Source organism: Kocuria sp. MNB10 (genome assembly GCF_054073685.1).
On sequence record NZ_CM133411.1, the window covers coordinates 1,899,259 to 1,921,808 of the forward strand.

Below are 22,550 nucleotides of genomic sequence, written 5' to 3' on the forward strand. Positions count from 1 at the left end.
CCCGAGGGTTCACCCTCCCGTCACCCCTACGTCGTCCGGCACACCCCGCAACCTTTTGATGAGTAACTCAAAACATGACATAGTGAAGCTATGACCTCGACAACACTGACCGATCAGCCCGGGGGACGGGAGAACGGCGGCGGCGCCGTCGTGCCCGTGCCGTGGACCGATCGGATCCGGGCGGCCGGACTGCGGGTCACCAAGCCCCGGCTGGCGGTGCTGGACGCTGTCGATCGCCACCAGCACGCCACCGCGGACGAGGTGCTCGCGGAGGTGCGCACGGCATTGCCGGAGATCACGGTGCAGTCCATCTACGTGGTGCTGCACTCGCTCACGGACGCCGGACTGTTGCGCCAGCTGGACCTGGCGAACTCCCCGGCGCGGTACGAGACCCGGGTCGATGACAACCACCACCATGCCGTGTGCACGGTGTGTGGACGCATCGAGGACGTGGCCTGTGCCGTGGGGTATGCACCGTGCCTGACTCCCAGCGAGGCCCACGGGATGAGCATCCACGTGGCCGATGTCGTCTACCAAGGCGTGTGTTCCGACTGCTCGGCCCAGCGGGCCGGTGCGACCGCGGCGCCCGTGTAGGCCCCCCTGAGCTCCGGGAACCCATCTGGGCCACCGGTTCACCCACCCATCCCAACCCCATCAAGGAGTACGCGATGACGGAATCCACACCGCACGCCACCGGGTCCACGACCCAGGCCGGCATTCCCGCTGTCAGCGACCGCAACTCGCTGACCACCGGCCCCAACGGTTCGATCGTGCTGCATGACCACCAGCTGGTGGAGACCCTGCAGCACTTCAACCGGATGAACATCCCCGAGCGTCGTCCGCACGCCAAGGGCGCCGGCGCGTTCGGCACCTTCGAGGTCACCGAGGACGTCTCGCAGTGGACCAAGGCGGACTTCCTGCAGCCGGGCAAGAAGACCGAGATGCTGGCCCGCTTCTCCACCGTGGCCGGCGAGCTGGGCTCCCCGGACACCTGGCGTGACGTCCGTGGCTTCGCCCTGAAGTTCTACACCGAAGAAGGCAACTTCGACATGGTCGGGAACAACACCCCGATCTTCTTCGTGCGCGACCCCATGAAGTTCCCGCACTTCATCCGCTCGCAGAAGCGCCTGCCGGACTCCGGGCTGCGTGACGGCACCATGCAGTGGGACTTCTGGACCAACAACCCCGAGTCCGCCCACCAGGTCACCTACCTGATGGGTGAGCGCGGCCTGCCCAAGACTTGGCGCCACATGAACGGCTACGGCTCGCACACCTACATGCTGGTCAACGCCGAGGGCGAGAAGTTCTGGGTCAAGTGGCACTTCGAGTCGCGGCAGGGCGTGGAGAGCCTGAGCAACGAAGAGGCCGAGCGCCTGGCCGGAGCCGATGGCGACGTCCACCGTCGCGACCTGTTCGAGGCGATCGAGCGGGGCGAGTACCCGAAGTGGGACCTGTACTTCCAGATCATGCCGTACGAGGAGGCCAAGACCTACCGGTTCAACCCCTTCGACCTGACCAAGACCTGGTCCAAGAAGGACTACCCGCGGCACAAGGTGGGCACCATGACCCTGAACCGCAACCCGGAGAATTTCTTCGCCCAGATCGAGCAGGCGGCCTTCTCCCCGGCGAACATGGTCCCGGGCACCGGCAACTCCCCGGACAAGATGCTACTGGGGCGCACCTTCGCCTACGCGGACGCCCAGCTCTACCGCGTCGGCACCAACTTCCAGCAGCTGCCGGTGAACCGCCCGATCAACGAAGTGCACACCTACAACTTCGAGGGCAGCATGACGTATCACCACAGCGGTGCCCGGCGGGTGTACGCCCCGAACTCCTTCGGTGACTCCTGGTCGGACGAGACCGGTCCTGTGGACAACGGCTGGGAGGACGACGGCGCTCTGGTCCGCGAGGCCTACACCTTGCGTCAGGACGACGACGACTTCGGTCAGCCGGGCACCTTGATCCGCGAGGTCTTCAACGACGCGCAGCGCGCGCAGTTCGTGCAGACCGTGGCCGGCGCCCTCGAAGGTGTCGAGGAGCCGGTGCTCTCGAACGCCTTCCAGTACTGGAAGAACGTGGACGAGAACATCGGTCAGCGTATCGAGGAGGCCGTCAAGTCCAACGCCGCCAACCCCGAGGTTCCGGGCATGGGCGTGGACGAGGACCCCACGAGCAACTCCGAGATCAGCGAGTGACGCTCCGGGGGTGAACGGGCCCCGGGTGAGTTCGGTGGGCCCGGGCGCGGTGGGATGATCACCGTGCGGGGCCCCGGCCGCCGAAGGCCGCCCACCCCTGACGTTCACACGCGTGCGAACACCCGGTCAGTGATCCTGGCCGGGTGTTCGCGCGTTCTGGGTCCAGGGTGCCCACCCGGGGGCGCCGACCCGGACGCTACTTCAGCTCCGTGACCGGTCGGAACTCGTACCCCAGCTTCTTGATGCCGGTGACCGTCTTCTTGAGGTACTCGATGTCCAGGTACGGGTGGAAGAAGAAGCTCGCGGTGGATTCGCGCACAGTCAGGTTCGCATTGGCCCGTGAGACCAGGAACTCCGGGGTGCGGGCGGCATGGTTGTTCTGCTCGCCCTCGGTGATGTTGCCCAGGTTCTCGGGGTAGACCGTGCCGCCGTAGATGTCGCTCACCGTGAACGGGAACTGCTGGCTGTAGGACTTTCCGGCCTCGGAGGGCTGCCCCGTGAGAATGCTCGCGTAGTAGTCACCCTGCTCGTAGCGCGCGTCGTACTCCTGGGCCATGGCCACGTACGAGTTCACGGACCCGCCGTAGTGCGGGGTCTCGAAGATCGTGGGCGCGCCCAGACCGGCGTCCTCCATCACGGAGCGTCCCGCCTCGAGGCGGTCCTTCCACTGGTCCACGTCGTCCTGGGCCACGCGGCCCACGGGCGTGATGTAGGAGTCGTTGGTGCACTCCTCGAACGTGTAGGGCGCGGTGCCGGTGGACGTGCATCCGAACTGGTAGAACTCGTAATCCTCACCGGAACGCCCGCTGTACGGGTTGTCCATGGTGCCCATCTGGTGCGTGGTGCCGTGCTGGATGAGCGTGCCACCCTTGCTCTGCATGTACTTCAGGGCGTCCACGACCTCGGGCCGGTCGGTGAGGCTGAGCCCGTACCAGTCGGAGCCATCCTTGTTCTGCCCAATCTGGATGGGGATCACGGCCACCTGGAACGGGACGTTCTCGGACGCGAGGTAATCGGCCACGCGGCGCAGGTCCTTCGGGTTGGACTCCGGCCCCACGTCCTCCAGGCGCACCGCGGCCTGCTTCACCGCGGGGGCGTCCGAACCCACGAGGTCGTAGAAGAGATCCGTGTAGACCAGGTACACGTCGTTCGCGTCGATGTAGTCCAGGGGCACCTCGGCCAAATACGTGAGGTTCGCGGAGCGGATGGCCCACGGGGCCTGCGGGGAACCGTTCGGCGTGCACGAGGTGGGCTTACCGTGCTCGGTGCACTGCGACGTCGTCAGGACCTCCACCTTGTCGTTCGTGCCCGTGAACGGGACCACGATCTCAGGGGCACCCTGGGTCTCCCGGTGCACCTTCTCGCCCTGGTACTCGACCGAGGTGACCTTGGAACTGTCCACCGTGGTCGCGGCGCGGGGGTCCCAGCCGTACTTGTCCCGGAACTGGGCGTTCTGCGCGTCGTCGGGACCCGCGAGGGCCTCGATGTTGCGGCCCAACCACATCACGGGCTTGTCGGTGGAGCGGACGTCGTCCAGGAAGGCCTGGGGGAGCGGGACGCGGTGGTCTGCGCCGATGTACACCGCGGCGTCGTAGTTCTCGACCATGGCGTCCGTGTAGTCGGCCACCGGCTTGAGTTCGGTCTTCCCGAAGTGTGTGAGCAGGTTGCCCGTGGCGATCGCGTACATGGCGTTGGTGTCCGCGGCGGCACCGGTGTTGTCGTAGAGCACGAGTGTGGACTTGCCACTGTCCCGGCCGTAGCTCGCGGACAGCTGCTCCTCCGGTTCGGTGGAGCTCGCCCCGTCCAACTCGGGATCCGTGTACTGCTTGGCCAGGCTCGAATCCTGCCCCTCCACGAGCGAACTGCTCGTGAGGCCGAACACCACCACGAGCGCGATCGTCAGGATCACGGCCATGCCCGTGAGCCACCCGATCCGCGCTCGCCGTGTGAGCTTGAAGTCCCCGTCCATCGTTGTCTCCCTGTGTTTCCGCACGTTCCCGCGGGTCCCCCCGGACCGCGCGTCCCCCCTTGTCGGGTGCGCTGCCGTGCGCACCCCGCAACCGTCCGCACCAGCCCGGCGCGAACGATCCCGTCAGCCCTGCCCCATGATCTCGAAATCGTGGAACAGGACCTTGGCGTCCTCCGTGTACAACCCGATCGCGCCCCCTCGGTAGGGAGTCTCCTCGTCCGTGACGGTGGCCAGTTCGGTCCCGTCCACCGTGACCGTCATCCTGGGCCAGTCCTGCCTGATCTCCACCCGGTAGTCCCTGCCCACCGGGAAGGTCCGGTCCCCACCGGAGGCGATGAACCGCTGCGCCCCCGGGTAGGCCGGGTCCTGCTTGGAGATCTCCCAGCCGTTGGGTTTGAGCGCCACCGCGTAGAAGTGGTCGTTGTCACGCAGGTTCCACTGCACCCAGCCCACTTCCCACGCATTGGGTTCGTCATTGCGGCGCAGTTGCTCCTCGGTGCGCACCGTGACGGCGAAGTCGGCGTCGTCGTAGTTCTCCACCGTGTGCACGAGCGCCCCGTGGGTCACGATGGCGGCCTCGGCCGTGTGGGGTTCCAGCAGCACCTGCCGGTCGTTGCCCTTCACGGTGCCGTAGCCCGTGTACATGACCTGCCAGCGCCCGTGCACCTCCCCGTCCGCCCACGGCTGCACGCGCCACAGGTTATTCATGACGGCCACCACCGCGAGCACCAGCACGATCGTCGCGACGAGTACGACGACGCCGCGCTTCCTCATGCATGGGCCTCCACCGTGAGCTCTCGGGCCGAGGAGTCCACCTGCTCCTGGTTCTCGACCACGCGTTCCGTCTTGGCCCAGCCGTTGTGGCCGCGCACCGCGCGCCACGCGGCCTTCCAGCCGGCCACGTACCACAGCACGGCGTAGAGCACGTAGAGGTGGACCAGGCCCACGGCCTTGACCGGGTTCAGACCGCTGTGACGTTCCTGCGACCAGTACACCAGCCCGTAGAGCAGCGCGGGTCCGAACGCGATCAGGTAGGACGAGAGCCACCACCCGGAGACCACAGCATGACCCGTGACGATCCCGACCGCGAGGTCCAGCACCCAGAAGGCGAACGCCAGGGACAGGAAGGACGTAAGCAGCAATAGGAACGGGCTCGTCAGGTGGTACAAGAGATCCGCCCGGCGGCTGCCGGTGAGGTCCCGCAGCACCCACGGCACCAGGTTCCAGGACTGCAGGTGGCCCTGGAACCACCGGGTGCGCTGCTTGACCCAGCGCTTGACGTCCACGAGCCCCTGCTGGTGCACGGACGCGGTGGAGACGAACTCGGTCTGCCACCCGTCCATGAGCAGTCGCACGCCCAAATCCAGGTCCTCGGTGAGGCTGCGCGACCACGGGGACACACCCAGCCCGTCGAGCGCGGAGAGCCGGACGAACTGGCCGTTGCCGCCGAGTCCCACGCTGCCCAGGTGTCGGCGGCCCCGCTGGAACACGTGGGTGTAGAGCACGAACTCGAGGTCCTGCATCCGGGCCAGGAGGTTCTGCTGGCGGTTGTTGATCCGCACGCCGATCTGCACCGCGCCCAGGCGGTTGTCCTTGAACAGGGGCATGACGTCGTCCAGGGCGTGCGGGTCCAGACGTCCGTCCGCGTCCATGACGCACACGACCACGTCAGAATGAGACGTCCCGGCGATCAGATCGCTCGTGCGCAGGTACTGGATGGCGGCGTTGAGCGCCTCGCCCTTCCCCTCGCGGGCGTGGGGCAGGGTGCGCTGGAACAGGTGCACGCGCGGGTCCGGGAACGAGCGCACGATCTCGGCCGTGCCGTCGTCGGAACCGTCGTCGATCACCATGATTTGGACGTCCGGGTGGCCCAAGCCGACGAGCCGCTCGAGGCTGGGCCGCAGGACGCGTTCCTCGTTGAGGCACGGGATCACGAAGACCACCTTGTGGTGGCCGGGGACGGTGGCGATCTTCACCCTACGGTGCTGCGAGCGCTGCGGTTCGAAGCGGGAAAGCACCAGGATGAACATGCCGTACAGGACGCTCAGGGCCACGAGGACCACGGCGAGCACCAGGATGAGGTCGATACGATGACCGAAGACCAGGATCACGGTTCAGCCCTTCACCTTCAGCGCGTGCCGACCGTGCGCGGGCAGCTCCTGGTACGGCTGGTCCTCGGCGGCGGTCACGGGCGCCATCTCGCGCGGGTGCGCGGCCTGACGGGGCCTGCGCCGGATCTGGTGCCACGTGGTGATGGCGCTCGCGATGGACACCGTGCTGAGGAAGAACAGCAGGTACGCCAGGAACAGCACCATGGCGATCATTAACAGCACGCGGCTGCCGCCCTGCAGGAACGCCTGCAACGTTTCCCCCACGGACGCGATTTCGGACAGCGCAAAGACACGCAACACGAATCCCCCGATTCCCCCTGTGGTGTCGCGATCATCCCCCCGGACTCACGACACCAGTGACCCCTCCAGAATACGTCGGGCACAACCATGCGTTGTGGCACGTAGTTGCGACTGCGAACGCTTTGTGGGCCGAGCGGCCCACGGTGGTGTGGGGTCTCGGGGGAAGTCTTCCGGCGCGCAGTGGCATAAAAGGTGCGTTTCGCATGTAAACAGATGCACTTACATAGAAAGTTGTGGGCTCAAACTCTATGCAGTAACGCCAAACAGGGGACAGTAACCGACGTTTCGATCAAGGCGGACACGTACCCTAGGGCCATGCTCTCTTCGGTGACGCCCATACCCCCACTGTCCGATCTGCTCGATACCGCTCGGGTGGTCTCCCTGCCCATGCGCGTGCGGTTCCGGGGGGTCACCGCCCGGGAAACGGTGGTCTTCCACGGCCCGGCGGGTTGGGGTGAATTCGGTCCCTTCACCGAGTACGAGGACGCCGAAGCGGCGTCGTGGTTGCGCGCGGGCATCGAGGTGGCATGGACCGGGTTCCCCGACCCCGTGCGCACCCGGGTGCCCGTCAACGCCACGGTCCCGGCCGTCCCCGCCGAGCGCGTCCCGGAGGTCCTTGCGGGGTACGGCGGCGCGGTGCACGCCGTGAAGATCAAGGTCGCCGAACGCGGACAGAGCCTCGCGGACGACGTCGCTCGCGTCGCCGCCGTGCGCGCCGCCCTCCCGGACGCGCAACTGCGCGTGGACGCGAACATGGGCTGGAGCGAGGACGACGCCGTATGCGCACTCACCACCCTGAGCGAGTTCGAGCTCGCGTACGCCGAGCAACCCGTGGCCACCGTGCCGGGGCTGGCCAACGTGCGCCGTCGGCTGCGGGACGCGGGGAACAAATTGTTGATCGCCGCGGACGAATCCGTGCGCAAGGCGCAGGACCCGCTGGCCGTGGCTCGGGCCGACGCGGCGGATCTGATCGTGGTCAAGGTCGCACCCCTGGGCGGGGTACGCCGGGCGCTGGAGATCGTGGCGCAGGCCGGGCTGCCCGCCGTCGTCAGCTCCGCGATCGACAGCTCGGTGGGGATCCGGGCGGGCGTGGCACTCGCCGCGGCGTTACCGGAGTTGCCGTACGCGTGCGGGCTCGGGACGCTGTCCCTGATGACCGCGGACGTCACCGCCGAGCCCCTGCGCCCGGTGGACGGCTACCTCCCGGTGCGGGACGTGGCGGTCTCCGAGGATCTGCTGACGGAACACGCGGTCACGGGCCCGCGCCGTGACTGGTGGCTCGAGCGGATCTCCCGCACGTACGAGGTGCTGCGGGGCGGGGACATTTAGACGGCGGAAGGGGCCGACACTACGCATGGGTAGGATCGGCCCCTTCTTGGCAAGTCCGGTTCAGCGACGGGCAGCCGGAGTGGGCTCCTCGGTGGCGGATTCAACCAAAGGAGTATCGATATGGGGCTTCAAGCGCGAGGCCGCGAAGGCAGCTAGAGCTACCACGACCGCAACCCCGATGTAGAGCTGGGTCGGTGACCAGCCGCCGTCGAGGAGGGTGCCCACCAGAATGGGTGCCAGAATGGCTCCCACCCGGCCAATTCCGAGACCCCATCCGACACCGGTTGCTCGCACCTCCGGCGCATACGTCTGAGGCGCCACGGTGTAGAGTCCCGCAACACAGCCGTTGATGAGCATTCCCACGACAACACCACTTAGGAATGCGAGAGCCGGAATTGATGTAGTAGTAATGAATACCACCAATAGCACGGCCGCAAGAATAGTGAACACCACGAGCGTGTTGCGCGCGTTACGCCGAATGGTCAGAACACCGTAGATCAGTGAACCGAAGGTTCCACCCATGGTCAGCATCAGCCCCCCCACAATGCCTTGTTGCTCCGTCATCCCGGATTCAACCAGAAGTCTCGGCGTCCACGAATTCGCGAAGTAGAAGCCGAACATGATGACGAAGAACGATACCCATAGCAGGATGGTCGAAACCCGGTACCGGCCACCAAGCAGCTGAGTTACGCTACCCTGTGACGAATTGGTTGTGGTGGGTGCATCCCCCAGGAAAACGTCCCCCTTGAGCCCGATCCGTCGGGCAATTCCAGCCAACTTCTCTTCGGCATTCTTGGGGCGTCGGACACGGTAGTAATCAACTGATTCTGGCAGGATAACCAGGATCAAAACGGCTGCGAACAATGTCACAAGGCCACCGGCAAGGAACACGGAGCGCCATCCGAAAGCGGGAATCAGCTGGGTGGCGCCCATTCCACCCAGTGTCGCACCCACCCCGTAGCCGGCGGTGTAGATACTGATGGCCATGCCGCGATTCTTCACATTGGAGTACTCGCTGGTGATGACCGTAACCGTTGCGAGGATGCCGCCCACACCCAGCCCGGTGATGACTCGCCATGCGCCCAGCTCAAGGGCGGAGTTCGCCGTGGCGGAAAGGAACAAACCTGCGGCATTGATGCCAACCGCGACCAACAAGATCTTGCGACGTCCGAAGCGATCAGCGAACGGGCCCAGCAAGAGTGATCCAGCAGCCATGCCGATCAGACCGGAACTCAGCAGCCAGCCCAGCTGGGCTCCTGTGAGTTCGAACTCCTTGGAGACGGAGGTCGCGGTGAAGGCCATTGCCAACACGTCGTACCCGTCGAGGGCGTTGAGAAACGCGGCTAGTGCAACAATGACCCATTGATATGCCGACATCTTGGAAATGTCGATCTTACGGCGAATGTCCAAAACATGCCTTTCAGGGAACGTCGATGGTTACGAGGGCTGACTGTGCGGGGTTTCCCGGAGTTGAATCCGGTCGAGTTGCTACTGCGCGGGAGACGCAGCAGCACATTGTGGCGTTCGGGGCCTTCTGGCGGTCGGAATAGAAGACGTCTCGATGATCAACTTCCCCGGAAAGCTCCAGAATCTTCACCTGACAGAGACCACACTCTCCCCGGCGACAATCCGACATGGTGTCCACACCTCCGCGTTCCAGCGCTTCGAGCATCGACTCATCCGAATTCACGGTGGTCCTGAAGTTCAATCGGGGAATATGGACTTCGAAGGGCTCGGCCTCGTACCATCCACTGTTCCCGAACGTCTCGTACCTCAACTTGGTAGGGTCCAGGCCGTTATCGGACCACGCCCTGCGGACAGCATCCATCAAGCGAATGGGTCCGCACATGTACAGCTCGGTGCCATCGGCAACGTTGCTCACGAGATCAGCGACATCCAGAGTTCTCCCCCGATCATCCAGGTGAACCTCGATACGGTCGCCGTGCAGCGCCTTCAAATCCTCCATGTAGCATGGGCACTGCTGCACGGTGAGGTGACATTTGTAGTGTCAAGCCGCGAGGTCCACGGCTTGGTTCATGATGGTCTCGCATTCCATCGGGGTCAAACGGCCCAGGCGAACCTGTCGACGGCGCCAGTGGTAGGCCTGTTCGATCCAGGTGATAATCGCGATCCGCAGCTCGTCACGGGTCCGCCAGCGACGGCGATCGAGGACGTTCTTCTGCAGCAACGCGAAGAAAGATTCCCGCGCCGCGTGGCCGCATTGACCAGTGCGTTCACCGCGAGGCGGGCCTTCATCCGGGAATCCATGGAGTAGCCCACGATCCGCCCGCAGAACGCGTCCTTACGAACGACGTCCGTGCGGAACTCTCGGGGATATGCAGCGGGCATGGTGCATATCCTTCCAGGCCGCCCGACGGGCAAGCCAGATCAGATGTCACCTCCCCCGTACAGCAGTTCCGATCCATGATGAGGGGCCGAGGTGGCTCGAACTTGCCCCAGCGCGTCAACGGGGGTTGAAACCCGCCCCTGTATGCAGCCCGGGACCCAAAGTCGCCACAATGCGGCACGCGGCGCGCGGGGCCCCGAAGGTGGTCCGTGACGGACGCGCAATTAACCCGTCGTTCGCCCGGTGGTTGCTTGGCGATCACGCCGTGATGGTGGGCTGAGCAGCGGAACCACTCGCTGACATGCATCAACGCATGTCCCACCCAGGGAGCCACGCCATGACCCAAGCGCCCGAACGCCGTCGCCTGTTGCCCATGCTGGGCCACGTCAACGGCAAGCGAAGCCCGCTCACGTGTGAACTCAAGTGCGGTAGCCAGTGCATGACCCCGGACGCGAACACATCCGGCAACGAGTACGTGCACGACGTCATCTCCGCAGCTGTCAGCCGCCGTGCCGCCCTGGGTCTGGGGATGGCCGGGGCCGTGACCGTGGGTGTGGTCGCCGCGACCGCCCAGCCGGCCGAGGCCACCTACGCCTACTGGGGTCAGGGCCGTGCCCGCCTGGACTTCACGCCCATCAAGCCCGTGGACATGACCGTGGACGACCTCTCGGTGCCCAAGGGCTACGACTGGTCGCCCATCATCCGCTGGGGTGACCCCCTGTTCTACGACTCCCCGGAGTTCGACCCCAAGAACCAGACCCCCGAAGCGCAAGCCAAGCAGTTCGGGTTCAACTCGGACTATCTGGACATCATCCCGGACCCGAACGGGCTCACGGGCGTGCTGGTGAACAACCACGAGTACACCAACGAGAACACCATGTTCCCGGCGGGCTACGACAAGACCAACCTGACCAACATGGTCAAGACCGCGATCCAGGCGCACGGCATGTCGGTCGTGGAGATCTCCCGCACCAAGGTGGGGGAGCCGTGGACCTATGTGCGCGGTGGCGCTCGCAACCGTCGCATCACGCTGACCACCACGTTCGTGATGGACGGGCCCGCCGCGGGGTCCGATCTGCTCAAGACGCAGGACGACCCCACCGGCAAGCGCGTGCTGGGCACCCAGAACAATTGCTCGGGCGGTGTGACACCGTGGGGCACGGTGCTCTCCGGTGAGGAGAACGTGCACCAGTACTTCATCACCTCCGGCACCGCCGAGGAGAAGCGCTACGGCTTCCCCACGACCATGCCGTCCCGCCGCTGGCCCGAGGTGGAGAAGCGATTCGACGCCCGGATCGAGGGGTACAAGAACGAGCCCAACCGCTTCGGTTGGATCGTGGAGATCGACCCGCAGAACCCCAACTCCGCGCCCATCAAGCACACCGCGCTGGGCCGCTTCAAGCACGAGGGCGCGAACGTGCGCGTGGGTGACGACGGCACGGTGGTCGCGTACTCCGGTGACGACGAGAAGTTCGAGTACATCTACAAGTTCGTCTCGTCCCGCAAATACCGCAAGGGCGACAAGGCCCACAATATGAAGTTGCTCTCCGAGGGCGACCTCTACGTGGCCCGGCTGCGCGGCAACTCCCAGGCCCCCGAGATCACTGGGACGGGCCAGCTGCCCCGCGACGGCGAGTTCGACGGCACCGGCGAGTGGCTGCCCCTGCTCAAGGGTGGAAAGTCCATGGTCCGCGGCATGTCCGTGGAGGAGGTCCTGGTTTACACCCGCCTCGCCGCGGATAAGGCTGGCGCCACCAAGATGGACCGCCCGGAGGATGTGGAGCCCAGCCCCCACACCGGCAAGGTGTACGCGGCGCTGACCAACAACTCCGATCGCGGCAAGCCCGGCAAGGCGGACGTGGACGAGGCCAATCCCCGCACCGGCAACCGTGACGGGTACATCCTGGAACTGACCGAGCGCAATAACCGGCCCCAGGCCACGCGCTTCGACTGGAACCTGTTGCTCGTGTGCGGTGACCCCACCAAGGATTCGGGGACGTACTTCGGCGGGTTCCCCAAGGAGAAGGTCTCCCCGATCTCGTGCCCCGACAACGTGGCCTTCGACAAGGCGGGCAACCTGTGGATCTCCACGGACGGTGCGCCCTCCAAGATCGGCTACAACGACGGTCTGTTCAAGGTGGACCTCCAGGGTGCCAATCGCGGTCGCGTGCAGCAGTTCCTGGCCGTGCCGCAGGACGCGGAGACGTGCGGTCCCGTGATCCACGACATCGAGGGCATGGTCTACGTGGCCGTGCAGCACCCCGGTGAGGACGGCACGTTCGAGCAGCCCCGCTCGTACTTCCCCGACTACGTGCTGCCCACGCGCGCCGGGGCCGGCGAGTTCTCCATGCCGCGCCCCGCGGTGGTCCAGGTCTTCCACAAGAACCGCGAGGACCAGCCCGAGTTCCCCGGTGGCGTGAGCGACAAGCCGGGTAAGGGCCGCAACCAGGACAAGCGCCGCAAAAACGGCAAGAACGGCCCCAAGTACCGCGGGTACCAGGGCAAGAGCAATGCCGAACTCAAGCGCCGCGCTCGCCAGGCGCCCAAGTCCTTCGAGGGCTGAGCTGGTAGCACCACCGCACGCATGCGCGGGCGGGATCGCGGGGACCGCGGTTCCGCCCGCGTCGTCGTGCCCGGGAACAGCGGGCGACGACGCCGCGGTGTCGGCCGAGCGACGTCGGCCTGTACTCGCGGGTGACCAGGGGGAATGCCGGCTATGTGACGGGTTTGTGACGGTGAATCGCTGCACTGAGGGCTCGCTCGGTACGTTGGAGCGACTTGCCTCCCCCTCACCCAAGGAGCACCCATGACACCCTCCGCCGACACCCAGGACAAGGCCCCCGCCGCGGCGTCCGGCCGCGTGCGCGGACCCCGCAAGGGCACCGATCTGGGCCAGTGGAAGGTCAGCGGCCGCACGCCGCTGAACCACAACGAGGAGTTCAAGGCGGAGGAGAACTCGCTCAACGTCCGGCAGCGGATCATCGACACGTACTCCAAGACGGGGTACGCCTCGATCCCCGCGGATGACGTCCACGGGCGGTTCCGCTGGTTGGGCCTGTACACGCAGCGCAAGCAGGGCGTGGACGGTGCGTCGACCTCCAAGCTGGACGCCGAATCGCTCTCGGACGAGTACTTCATGCAGCGCATCCGCCTAGACGGCGGACAGCTGACCACGGAGCAGACGCGCGTGCTGGGTGGTATCTCCCGGGATTTCGCGCGCGGCACCGCGGACGTGTCCGACCGGCAGAACATCCAGCTGCACTGGCTGCGCATCCAGGACGTCCCCGAGATGTGGGAACGCCTGGACTCGGTGGGGCTCACGACCCTCGAGGCGTGCGGTGACACCCCCCGCGTGTTCCTGGGCAGCCCCGTGGCGGGCGTCGAGGCGGATCCGATCATCGATCCCACGTCCGAGCTCGAGGCGCTGCGCACAGAGTTCGTGGGCAACCCGGACTACGTGAACCTGCCGCGCAAGTTCAAGACCGCGATCACCGGCAGCCGCACCCTGGACGTGGTGCACGAGATCAACGACGTCAGCTTCGTGGGGGTCAACCACCCGGAACTCGGTCCCGGTTACGACCTGTGGGTGGGCGGTGCACTGTCCGTGTCCCCGCGGTTGGGGGAGCGCCTGGGTGCGTTCGTGGCGCCGGAGGACGTCGTGCCCGTGTGGGCCGGGGTCACTGCGATCTTCCGTGACTACGGCTACCGCAAGCAGCGCACCAAGGCCCGGTTGAAGTTTTTGCTCGCCGAGTGGGGCCCGGAGAAGTTCCGCCAGGTGCTCCAGGACGAGTACCTGGGTCGCGAGCTGCCCGACGGTCCCGCCCCCGGGCGCGCCGTGGGTCACGCGGATCACGTGGGGGTTCACGAGCAGAACGACGGCAAGAAGTACGTGGGCTTCGCGCTGACCGCGGGTCGCCTGAGCGGTGACGCCCTCGTGGCGCTCGCCGACGCCGCCGAGGCCGCCGGTTCCGGCCGGATCCGGTTGACCCCGCACCAGAAGGTCCTGGTGCTGGACGTGGCCCCGGAGAACGTGGATTCCCTGATCGAGACGCTGCGCCCGTGGGGAATGCACGCCAAGCCCAGCCCGTTCCGCCGGTCCACGATCGCGTGCACCGGGATCGAGTTCTGCAAGCTCGCGTTCGTGGAGACCAAGGGTCTTGCCGCGCGGGTGATCGACGACATGGAGCAGCGCCTCCAGGACGTGGAGATCCCCACTCCCATTTCCCTGCACATCAACGGGTGCCCCAACTCGTGCGCGCGTATCCAGACCGCGGACATCGGCCTCAAGGGCCAGTACATCGGTGAGGAATACGTGTTCCAGGTGCACCTGGGCGGCGGCCTGGCCTCCCCGGACCGCGAGGAGGGCGGTTTGGGTCGCACCGTGCGCGGGCTGAAGATCACCGCAGATGACCTGTCCGACTACGTGGAGCGTGTCACCCGCACGTTCCTCGACGAGCGCGAGGCTCACCAGAGCTTCGCCGAGTGGGCCCTGAACGCCCAGGAGGATTCACTGAAATGACCAGGACCGACACCGCAGGCAACAGCGGCGCGGCGGACGCGTCGTCGTCCGCTCATACCACGACCATCGAGCAGGACCCCGCGGCCGCTTCCCCCGGACGCACCCGCTCCGTCGAGGAGCTCAAGGCGCTCGTCGAGGAGGCGCAGCAGCGCTTCGGACTGCGGGATGCGGACCCGGACGAGGTGCTCGCGTGGGCCGCCGAGACCTTCGGGAAGAAGCTCGCGGTCGCGTGTTCCATGGCCTCCGACACCGTGGTCCCCGCCCTGGTGAGCAATCACGTCAAGGACGTGGACGTGCTCTTCCTGGAGACGGGCTACCACTTCCCGGAGACCCTCGAGACCCGCGATCGCTTCGCCTCGGACTGGCCAGTGAACGTGCGGACCCTGCTGCCCGAGCTGACCGTGCCCGAGCAGGACGCCAAGTACGGTCCCAAGCTCCACGACCGTGACCCGGGCCTGTGCTGCGGGATGCGCAAGGTCGCGCCGCTGGACAAGGCCCTGGCCGGCTACGAGGCCTGGGTGACCGGGCTGCGGCGCGAGGAGACACCCCACCGCGCGAACGCCGCGCCTGTGGAGTGGGACGAGCACCACCAGATGGTCAAGCTCAACCCCGTGGTGGATTGGAGCTTCGACCACGTGGTCGATTACGCCGAGCAGAACCTCGTGGTGGTCAACCCGTTGCTGGGCCAGGGCTACCCGTCCATCGGGTGTGCACCGTGCACGCGCAAGGTCGCGCCCGGAGAAGACCCCCGCGCCGGTCGTTGGTCCGGTGTGGGCAAGACAGAATGCGGGATCCATCTATGACCACGACCACCTCCGAGTCCGTGACACTCTCCCAGCTGCAGCGCCTCGAGGCCGAGTCCATCCACATCTTCCGCGAGACCGCGTCCGAGGGCGAGCGCCCCGTGCTGTTGTTTTCCGGCGGCAAGGACTCGGTGGTCATGCTGCACCTGGCCGCCAAGGCCTTCTGGCCGGCCCCCATCCCGTTCCCCGTGCTGCACGTGGACACCGGGCACAACTTCCCGGAGGTCCTGGAGTTCCGGGACCGCACCGTGGAGCGGTTGAAGATCCGTCTGGAGGTCGCCAAGGTCCAGGACTACATCGACGACGGCCGCCTGGCCGAGCGCCCGGACGGCACCCGCAACCAGTTGCAGACCGTTCCCCTGCTGGACGCGATCGCGGAGGGCAAGCACGACGTCGTCTACGGCGGCGCCCGGCGTGATGAGGAGAAAGCCCGCGCCAAGGAACGCATCATCAGCCTGCGCGATGAGTTCGGTCAGTGGGATCCGCGTAACCAGCGCCCTGAACTGTGGAGCCTGTACAACACGCGCCACCGCCCCGGTGAGCACGTGCGGGTGTTCCCGCTGTCCAACTGGACCGAGTTGGACATCTGGTCCTACATCACCGAGCAGGGCATCGACCTGCCCCCGCTGTACTACGCCCACGAGCGGGACGTGATCAGCCGCGACGGGATGTGGCTCGCCGTGGGTGAGTACGTAAGCCCGCGGGAGAACGAGACCGTGGAGCAGCGCACCGTGCGCTACCGCACCGTGGGTGACATGAGCTGCACGGGTGCCGTGGAGTCCCCGGCCACGACCGCGGAGGAGGTGCTGGCTGAGGTCATGACCAGCACCCTCACCGAACGCGGGGCCACCCGCGCGGACGACCGCGTGTCCGAGGCCGCCATGGAGGACCGCAAACGAGAGGGCTACTTCTAGAGATGAGCACCGAGAACCGAGCAAGCCTGCTGCGGATCGCCACGGCCGGCAGCGTGGACGACGGCAAGTCCACGCTCGTGGGCCGCTTGCTGCACGACACCAAGAACATCCTGGTGGACCAGCTCGACGCGATCGAACGGGTCAGCCAGTCCCGCGGCCTGGACGCCGCGGACCTCGCGCTGCTCACGGACGGGCTGCGGGCCGAACGCGAGCAGGGCATCACGATCGACGTGGCCTACCGCTATTTCGCGACGCCCGCGCGCAGCTTCATCCTCGCGGACTGCCCGGGGCACGTGCAGTACACGCGCAACACCGTCACGGGTGCCTCCACCGCGGACGCGCTGATCGTGCTCGTGGACATCACCCACGGGATCATGGAGCAGACCCGGCGCCACCTGGCTGTCGGGGCCCTGCTGGGGGTGCCGCACCTGATCGTCGCGGTCAACAAGATCGACCTGTTGCCCGATGCGGAAGAAGCGTTCCGGGAACTGAGCGGACAGTTGCACGAACTCGCGGACGAACTGGGTGTGCTGGACCTGCGGATCATCCCGGTCTCCGCGCTGCGCGGCGACAACGTGGTCGAGGCCTCCCAGGACACCCCGTGGTACGACGGTCCGTCCCTGCTGAGCTGGCTCGAGAACCTCCCGGACTCGTCCGAGCTCACCCAGGCGGAACGGTTCGCGCTGCCCGTGCAGTGCGTCATCCGCCCGCAGGCCGCCGCACTGTCCCCGGAGTTCGTGGACTACCGCGGCTACGCGGGCCAGATTGCCTCCGGTTCGGTGGCCGTGGGGGACAAGGTCGCCGTGCAACCGGCCGGGCGCACCACCACGGTTGAGCGCATCGACGTGGCCGGGGCTCCCGCCGAGTACGCCGTGGCCGGGCAGTCCGTCACCCTCACGCTCGCGGATCAGATCGACATCACGCGCGGTGACCTGATCGCGGAACCGGCCGGGGCGCCGTCGGGCACTAAGTCGGTGGAGGCCGTGGCGTGCTGGCTCGACGACGAGAAGCCCCTGCGCGAGGGCCAGCGCGTGCTGCTCAAGCACACCACGCGCGTGGTGCGCGGGATCGTGGGTTCGCTCGACGGGCGGCTGAACCTCGAGAACCTCGCCGCGGAATCGGTGGAGTCGTTTGAGCTCAATGATATTGGCCGGGTGACCGTGCGCGTGGCCGAACCGCTGTTCACCACTGCGTACACGCAGTCGCACGCGCTGGGCTCGTTCCTGCTCATCGACCCACAGTCCGGTCGCACGCAGGCCGCGGGCATGGTGCAGGACGACAGCGTCAACACCCCGGGTGTGCTGGGTAACCTCCGCGCGGACGCGGGGGAGTGGGCCATCTGAGCCGTCCCTGAGTGACCTTTGCGGCCCCGGTCCACGTCGTCGACGACGGCGTGGCACCGGGGCCGCTGTGCGTGTCGGTGCCGGTCGATACGCTCTGGAGCGTGATCAGCCCCAGCCTCGTCTCGGCCACCGCCGTCCTGCGCGCCCTCGCGATGCGCGGGATGGAACACCTCGTGGTGTCCCCGGGGTCGCGTTCCGCGCCGCTGGCATATGCCGCGGCCGCAGCGCAGGCCAGCGGTGCACTGTCGGTACACGTGCGGATCGACGAGCGCGACGCCGCCTTCACCGCCCTCGGCATCGCCCGCTCCACGGGCCTGCCGTGCGCCGTGGTGACCACGAGCGGGACGGCCGTGGGTGAGCTGCTCCCGGCGGTCATGGAGGCCTCCCACGCGGGGGTCCCCCTGGTGGTGCTCAGCGCGGACCGCCCGCCCGAACTGCGCGGGACCGGCGCGAACCAGACCACGCGGCAACCCGGGATGTTCGCCAACTTCGTGCGCGCGGCCGTGGACCTGCTACCCCCGGACGATCCGCAGTTGTCATGGCCGCAGCAGTGCGAGGACGTAGAATCGTTGCTCGATCACATCCTGGCCGCCCTTCCCGGCGATGAGCAGGATCCGCCTGGACCCGTGCACGTGAACGTGGCCCTGCGCGATCCGCTGTACCCCGTGTGCGACGACGACCACCGTCACCTGCGCAGCTGGGCCCGCGACCTCGCGAGTGAGGTGCGGCCCGTGCGTTCCGGGGGTGCCGCGCGGATCCGGGTGCACCCGTGGTCGGTGCTCCTGGAGCCGTTCCTCCCGCCCGCCGAGTCGGTGCGAATCGCGGAGTCGGCGCCATGGAACGAGCCCGTGCGTGTGACTTCCGAGGCCGACGGCGCGGATATGCGTTCCAATGCTGCGCGGCGGGTGTCTTCCGACTCTGAGTCTTCGGCGCCCCCGGCACCCTCGGCGACCGCGGGCACCGCGCATCCCCTCATCTTTGCCGGCGACGGCGCGGGGCCTACCACCGAGCGTTTCGCGCTGGAGCATTCGTTGCCCCTGCTCGCCGAACCCTCGTCCCAGGCGCGCGCGGGAGAGGCCGCCATCGCGTCCTACGAGAGCGTGCTGGACTCACCCCTCGGTGAGCGCGTGGACTCGGTGATCCTCGTGGGCCGCCCGACCCTGAGTCGCCGTGTCTCGGCGCTGCTCAAGCGCCCCGACGTGCGGGTGATCGCCGTGCGACCCGATCCCGCTCCGTGGTTCGAGCACGGCAGGCGCCCCGAGGACGCGGTGGGCTCGTTCGAGGAGGCGGCGAGCGCCGTCGGACCTGCGGAACCCGGGTGGCTCGAGGCGTGGCGCGAGGCGGGAGCCGCCGCCGACGCCGCGGTGCTGCGGTTCGCGGACGACCAACCCTCGCTGACGCGCCTGCACGTAGCGCGGGCAGTGTGGGACGCAGCGTGCGCGGACGGGTCGGTACTCGTGGCGGGGTCCTCTAACATCGTTCGGGACCTGGATCTCGTGGCCCGCGCCCGGGGGCCCTTGGCGGTGATCGCCAACCGCGGGCTCGCGGGGATCGACGGGACCGTGGCCACCGCGCACGGCGTGGGACTGGGGACGGGGCGGCCCGTGCGTGCCGTCATGGGGGACCTGACGTTCCTGCACGACGCCGGGGGACTGCTCCTGGGACCCGGCGAACGCGTTCCGGACCTGCACATGATCGTGGTCAACGACTCCGGCGGCGGGATCTTCCAGACCCTGGAACACGGGGAGCTGGGCCGGGACCCGCGTTACACCGCGACCGTGGAGCGCTTCTTCGGAACCCCCCACACGGTGGGGATCGCGGAGCTGTGTGCGGCGTACGGGGTCCAATACGTGAGCGCGGACACCGCGATCGAACTCGCCGCCGCACTCGCCGCACCCGTGGCCAGCCGGCGGGTCATCGAGGTCACACTGGACCGGCAGAGCCTGCGGGACTTCAACGTGGCCGCCAGGGACGCCGGTGCGCGAGCGGTGCGGGAGTACCTTGAGGGCGAGCCCTCCGAACGGGAGCATCGCGCGGGGGAGTGAATGCCACTCGGCGCTCACATGTTTTTCACCGTGCGCCGTGCGTACCGTCCCGGGCCGGCTGCGCCCGTATGCGCCGCCCATGGTGTCCGGGGCGCTCGTTAGCATGGCGTCATGACTGAGCAGAGCACTCACACGACCACCGTCCGCACCGCGCTCGTCACGGGCGCCACCCGCGGCATCGGCCGGGCCATCGTGCAGGACCTCGCACGGGACCACATCGTCTTCGTAGGCGGACGTTCCGCCGACGCCGTCCAGCGGGTCCGCGACGAACTCGCCGGGCTGGGTCCGGGGACCCGGGCGTTCACCGCGGACGTGAGCTCGGACGAGCAGGTCGCCGCGGCGTGGGAACCCCTGCGGGACGAGTTCGAGGGGCTCAACGTGCTGGTCCACTCGGCCGGGATCGCACCGCAAGCGCGGGTGGAGGAGGCCACGCGGGAGCAGTGGGAGCGGATCTTCGACATCAACGTGATCTCCGTGGCCCAGCTGACCCGGTTGACCCTGCCCCAGCTGCGCGTGGCCGGCGGTGACGTCGTGGCCATCAACTCGGGCTCGGGGTTCACCTCGGGCCCGTCGGCGGCGCTGTACTCCGGGACCAAGTTCGCCCTGCGCGCCCTGACCGACGCGCTGCGTGAGGAGGAACGCGAGAACGGCGTGCGCGTGAGCTCGGTGCACCCGGGGCGCGTGGCCACGGACATGCAGGAAAAACTGCAGGCGTACATGGGCAACGAGTACCACCCCGAGGACTGGATCCGCCCCGAGCAGATTGCCGCGGCGGTGCGCACGGCAGTGGACGCCACGCGGGATTCTCAGGTCGAGGTGATCTCGGTGCGGCCCTCCGGGATGGTGAACCGGGGCTGACCGCGGTTCATCGCCTCCCGCAGGGGCCGCTCATGACGTCGTGATCGGGTGGGCGCGCTGCATCGGCGCGGGATGCGCGCCCCGAGGGATGCCGGCCGACCCCGCCGGGACCACCGTGAACGCCGGTGAATAGGCGTCCTCACCATAGGGTGCGTGTTTCAATCACGCCGATTCATTCATGATTCGGGAAAGAGGCACCCCTGGTAAAACCCAGGGGTTGCTCCCGGTGCCATGGGTCACACTCTCGGTCAGGATCGAGGTCGAGTAATGAGCGCCACGTCGGTGCTCAACTCGGGCGCGGTGATCGGCGGCATGCTCGCCTCCAAGCTCGCGGACCGTTCGGGCCCGCAGCGCATCGTGGCCACCACGTTCGTGCTCCCGGCCATCACCCTGACGCTTATGACCTTCGCGTTCCCGCTGCCGGTGCTGTTCATCGTCATCGCGATCGCCGGTGTGGGCACCCTGGGTACCCAGGTGCTGATCTACGGCTTCACGTCCAACTACTACACGACCAACGCACGTGCCGCCGGCGTGGCCTGGGGCTCCGGCCGCCTGGGCGGGATCTTCGGCCCGCTCATCGGCGGGTGGCTCCTGGCCGCCAACCTGGGAGGCGCCACCGCGTTCTACATCTTCGGTGCCGTGGCCCTGTTCGGTGCGCTCGTGACCATCCTCGTGCCGCGTCAGCGCACGGTGGAACAGGCCAAGGCCACGGCCGAGGAGATCCTCGAGACCCAGGACATCCGGGGGTCCGCCACCGACATCCCTGTCACGGATCGCGTCTGATCCACCGATCCGGTCGGGCACCCGCTCGGCACCCGTGTTCCACCACGACGGCGCTGCTGTTCTTCCCGAACAGCGGCGTCGTCATCGTGTGCTTCCACGCGGCATCGAGCGCCCCGCCCATTGCTGCAGGATCACGGGGGCGGGGCCCCCGTTTCATGGGAGTCGGCGGGCGGATTACTCCGGGGTGTCCACCGTGGTGGGGTTGAGGACCCGGGAGAGGAACGTGCGGGTGCGCTCGTGCTGGGGTGAGCCGATGACCTCGCGGGCGGGGCCCTGTTCCACGACCACGCCGCCGTCCATGAACACCACGCGGTCGGCGACGTCGCGTGCGAAGGACATCTCGTGGGTCACCACGAGCATGGTCATCCCGTCATCCGCGAGTTGGCGCATGATCGCGAGGACGTCGCCCACGGTCTCGGGATCGAGAGCGGAGGTGGGCTCGTCGAACAACATCAGATCGGGGTCCATGGACAGCGCCCGGGCGATCGCCACGCGCTGCTGCTGACCGCCGGAGAGCTGGGTGGGCCGCTGGCCGGCCTTTGCCTCCAGACCCACGCGTTCCAGGTTCGCCAGGGCGATGCGCTTGGCCTCCTCCTTGGAGCGCTTGAGCACCTTGACCTGGGACACCGTGCAGTTCTCGAGCACGCTCAGGTGGGGGAACAGGTTGAACTGCTGGAACACCATGCCCACGCGGCGGCGCATGGCGTCCACGTCCAGATCTGGGTCCGTGACCGTGAACCCGCCCACGGAAATGGTCCCGGACTGCGGGGACTCCAGGAGGTTGAGGCAGCGCAACAGGGTGGACTTGCCGGAACCGGAGGGCCCGATCAGACACACGACCTCACCTGTGGCCACGTCCAGATCGATCCCGCGCAGCACCTCGAGGTCCCCGTAGGACTTGTGCAGCTCGCGCACGTGCACCGCGGCGGAACCGGAGTGGCCCCGGTCGGACGCGGCAGCGGCGTCGTCGGAGGACGCGCGAGATACACCCGGGGACCGGGCAGCGGAACGGCCCGGACCGGTCGCGGCAGCGC

The 22,550-nt window shown here is 67.4% G+C and carries 18 protein-coding genes and 1 pseudogene; 11 read left to right on the top strand and 8 right to left on the bottom strand.

The window, feature by feature from the left end:
• Positions 1-90: 90 nt before the first annotated feature.
• A complete protein-coding gene (locus tag ACW9PK_RS08530; RefSeq protein ID WP_457015551.1) occupies positions 91-594 on the top strand; it encodes a Fur family transcriptional regulator in 504 nt (167 codons plus the stop codon).
• A gap of 74 nt (positions 595-668) precedes the next feature.
• Positions 669-2,195, top strand: a complete 1,527-nt coding sequence (locus ACW9PK_RS08535; RefSeq protein WP_457015552.1) for a catalase — start codon at positions 669-671, stop codon at positions 2,193-2,195.
• A gap of 196 nt (positions 2,196-2,391) precedes the next feature.
• On the opposite strand, the gene ACW9PK_RS08540 is transcribed toward ACW9PK_RS08535, so the two are convergent.
• The 4 genes from ACW9PK_RS08540 to ACW9PK_RS08555 all read right to left on the bottom strand — a co-directional run bounded on the left by ACW9PK_RS08540 (position 2,392) and on the right by ACW9PK_RS08555 (position 6,575).
• Complete coding sequence (locus tag ACW9PK_RS08540) at positions 2,392-4,164, bottom strand: DUF2334 domain-containing protein (RefSeq protein WP_457015553.1); 1,773 nt, start codon at positions 4,162-4,164, stop codon at positions 2,392-2,394.
• Between the two features lie 123 nt (positions 4,165-4,287).
• Entirely contained in the window at positions 4,288-4,938 is a 651-nt protein-coding gene (locus ACW9PK_RS08545; protein ID WP_270259048.1) for a family 16 glycoside hydrolase, read from the bottom strand.
• Positions 4,935-6,275: a glycosyltransferase family 2 protein gene (locus tag ACW9PK_RS08550; RefSeq protein WP_457015554.1), complete on the bottom strand. Its 1,341-nt coding sequence runs from the start codon at positions 6,273-6,275 to the stop codon at positions 4,935-4,937. Before ACW9PK_RS08550 ends, ACW9PK_RS08545 begins: the two co-directional genes overlap by 4 nt.
• Before the next feature lie 3 nt (positions 6,276-6,278).
• A complete protein-coding gene (locus ACW9PK_RS08555; protein ID WP_457015555.1) occupies positions 6,279-6,575 on the bottom strand; it encodes a hypothetical protein in 297 nt (98 codons plus the stop codon).
• Positions 6,576-6,890: 315 nt separating this feature from the next.
• On the opposite strand from ACW9PK_RS08555, the gene ACW9PK_RS08560 reads away from it, so the two are divergent.
• On the top strand, positions 6,891-7,904 hold the full coding sequence (locus tag ACW9PK_RS08560) for an o-succinylbenzoate synthase (RefSeq protein ID WP_186317192.1): 1,014 nt from the start codon (positions 6,891-6,893) through the stop codon (positions 7,902-7,904).
• A 60-nt stretch (positions 7,905-7,964) separates the two neighbouring features.
• Here the strand turns inward: ACW9PK_RS08560 and ACW9PK_RS08565 are convergent, their stop codons facing one another.
• From ACW9PK_RS08565 to ACW9PK_RS08575, 3 genes and pseudogenes are all read right to left on the bottom strand, one after another.
• Complete coding sequence (locus ACW9PK_RS08565) at positions 7,965-9,314, bottom strand: MFS transporter (protein WP_457015557.1); 1,350 nt, start codon at positions 9,312-9,314, stop codon at positions 7,965-7,967.
• A 10-nt stretch (positions 9,315-9,324) separates the two neighbouring features.
• Complete coding sequence (locus ACW9PK_RS08570; RefSeq protein WP_457015558.1) at positions 9,325-9,870, bottom strand: flavin reductase family protein; 546 nt, start codon at positions 9,868-9,870, stop codon at positions 9,325-9,327.
• A gap of 42 nt (positions 9,871-9,912) precedes the next feature.
• Positions 9,913-10,208, bottom strand: a pseudogene (locus ACW9PK_RS08575) (IS3 family transposase); the annotation flags it as partial.
• A gap of 380 nt (positions 10,209-10,588) precedes the next feature.
• Between ACW9PK_RS08575 and ACW9PK_RS08580 the strand changes: the two are divergent.
• From ACW9PK_RS08580 to ACW9PK_RS08615, 8 genes are all read left to right on the top strand, one after another.
• Entirely contained in the window at positions 10,589-12,814 is a 2,226-nt protein-coding gene (locus ACW9PK_RS08580) for a PhoX family protein (RefSeq protein WP_457015560.1), read from the top strand.
• Positions 12,815-13,057: 243 nt separating this feature from the next.
• Complete coding sequence (locus tag ACW9PK_RS08585) at positions 13,058-14,770, top strand: nitrite/sulfite reductase (protein ID WP_457015561.1); 1,713 nt, start codon at positions 13,058-13,060, stop codon at positions 14,768-14,770.
• Positions 14,767-15,573 (top strand): phosphoadenylyl-sulfate reductase, encoded by an 807-nt coding sequence (locus ACW9PK_RS08590; RefSeq protein ID WP_231885587.1) that lies wholly within the window; start codon positions 14,767-14,769, stop codon positions 15,571-15,573. Before ACW9PK_RS08585 ends, ACW9PK_RS08590 begins: the two co-directional genes overlap by 4 nt.
• Entirely contained in the window at positions 15,555-16,487 is a 933-nt protein-coding gene (gene cysD, locus ACW9PK_RS08595) for a sulfate adenylyltransferase subunit CysD (protein WP_085108615.1), read from the top strand. The genes ACW9PK_RS08590 and cysD overlap by 19 nt, the downstream gene beginning before the upstream one ends.
• Before the next feature lie 2 nt (positions 16,488-16,489).
• Positions 16,490-17,830, top strand: coding sequence for a sulfate adenylyltransferase subunit 1 (locus ACW9PK_RS08600; protein ID WP_457015563.1), 1,341 nt, complete (start codon positions 16,490-16,492; stop codon positions 17,828-17,830).
• 101 nt (positions 17,831-17,931) lie between these two features.
• On the top strand, positions 17,932-19,875 hold the full coding sequence (gene menD / locus ACW9PK_RS08605; RefSeq protein ID WP_457015564.1) for a 2-succinyl-5-enolpyruvyl-6-hydroxy-3-cyclohexene-1-carboxylic-acid synthase: 1,944 nt from the start codon (positions 17,932-17,934) through the stop codon (positions 19,873-19,875).
• Positions 19,876-19,986: 111 nt separating this feature from the next.
• On the top strand, positions 19,987-20,733 hold the full coding sequence (locus ACW9PK_RS08610) for an SDR family oxidoreductase (RefSeq protein WP_457015565.1): 747 nt from the start codon (positions 19,987-19,989) through the stop codon (positions 20,731-20,733).
• Positions 20,734-21,000: 267 nt separating this feature from the next.
• Positions 21,001-21,516, top strand: coding sequence for an MFS transporter (locus ACW9PK_RS08615; protein ID WP_457015566.1), 516 nt, complete (start codon positions 21,001-21,003; stop codon positions 21,514-21,516).
• A 174-nt stretch (positions 21,517-21,690) separates the two neighbouring features.
• On the opposite strand, the gene ACW9PK_RS08620 is transcribed toward ACW9PK_RS08615, so the two are convergent.
• Positions 21,691-22,437: an amino acid ABC transporter ATP-binding protein gene (locus ACW9PK_RS08620; RefSeq protein ID WP_064846722.1), complete on the bottom strand. Its 747-nt coding sequence runs from the start codon at positions 22,435-22,437 to the stop codon at positions 21,691-21,693.
• Positions 22,438-22,550: the final 113 nt, after the last annotated feature.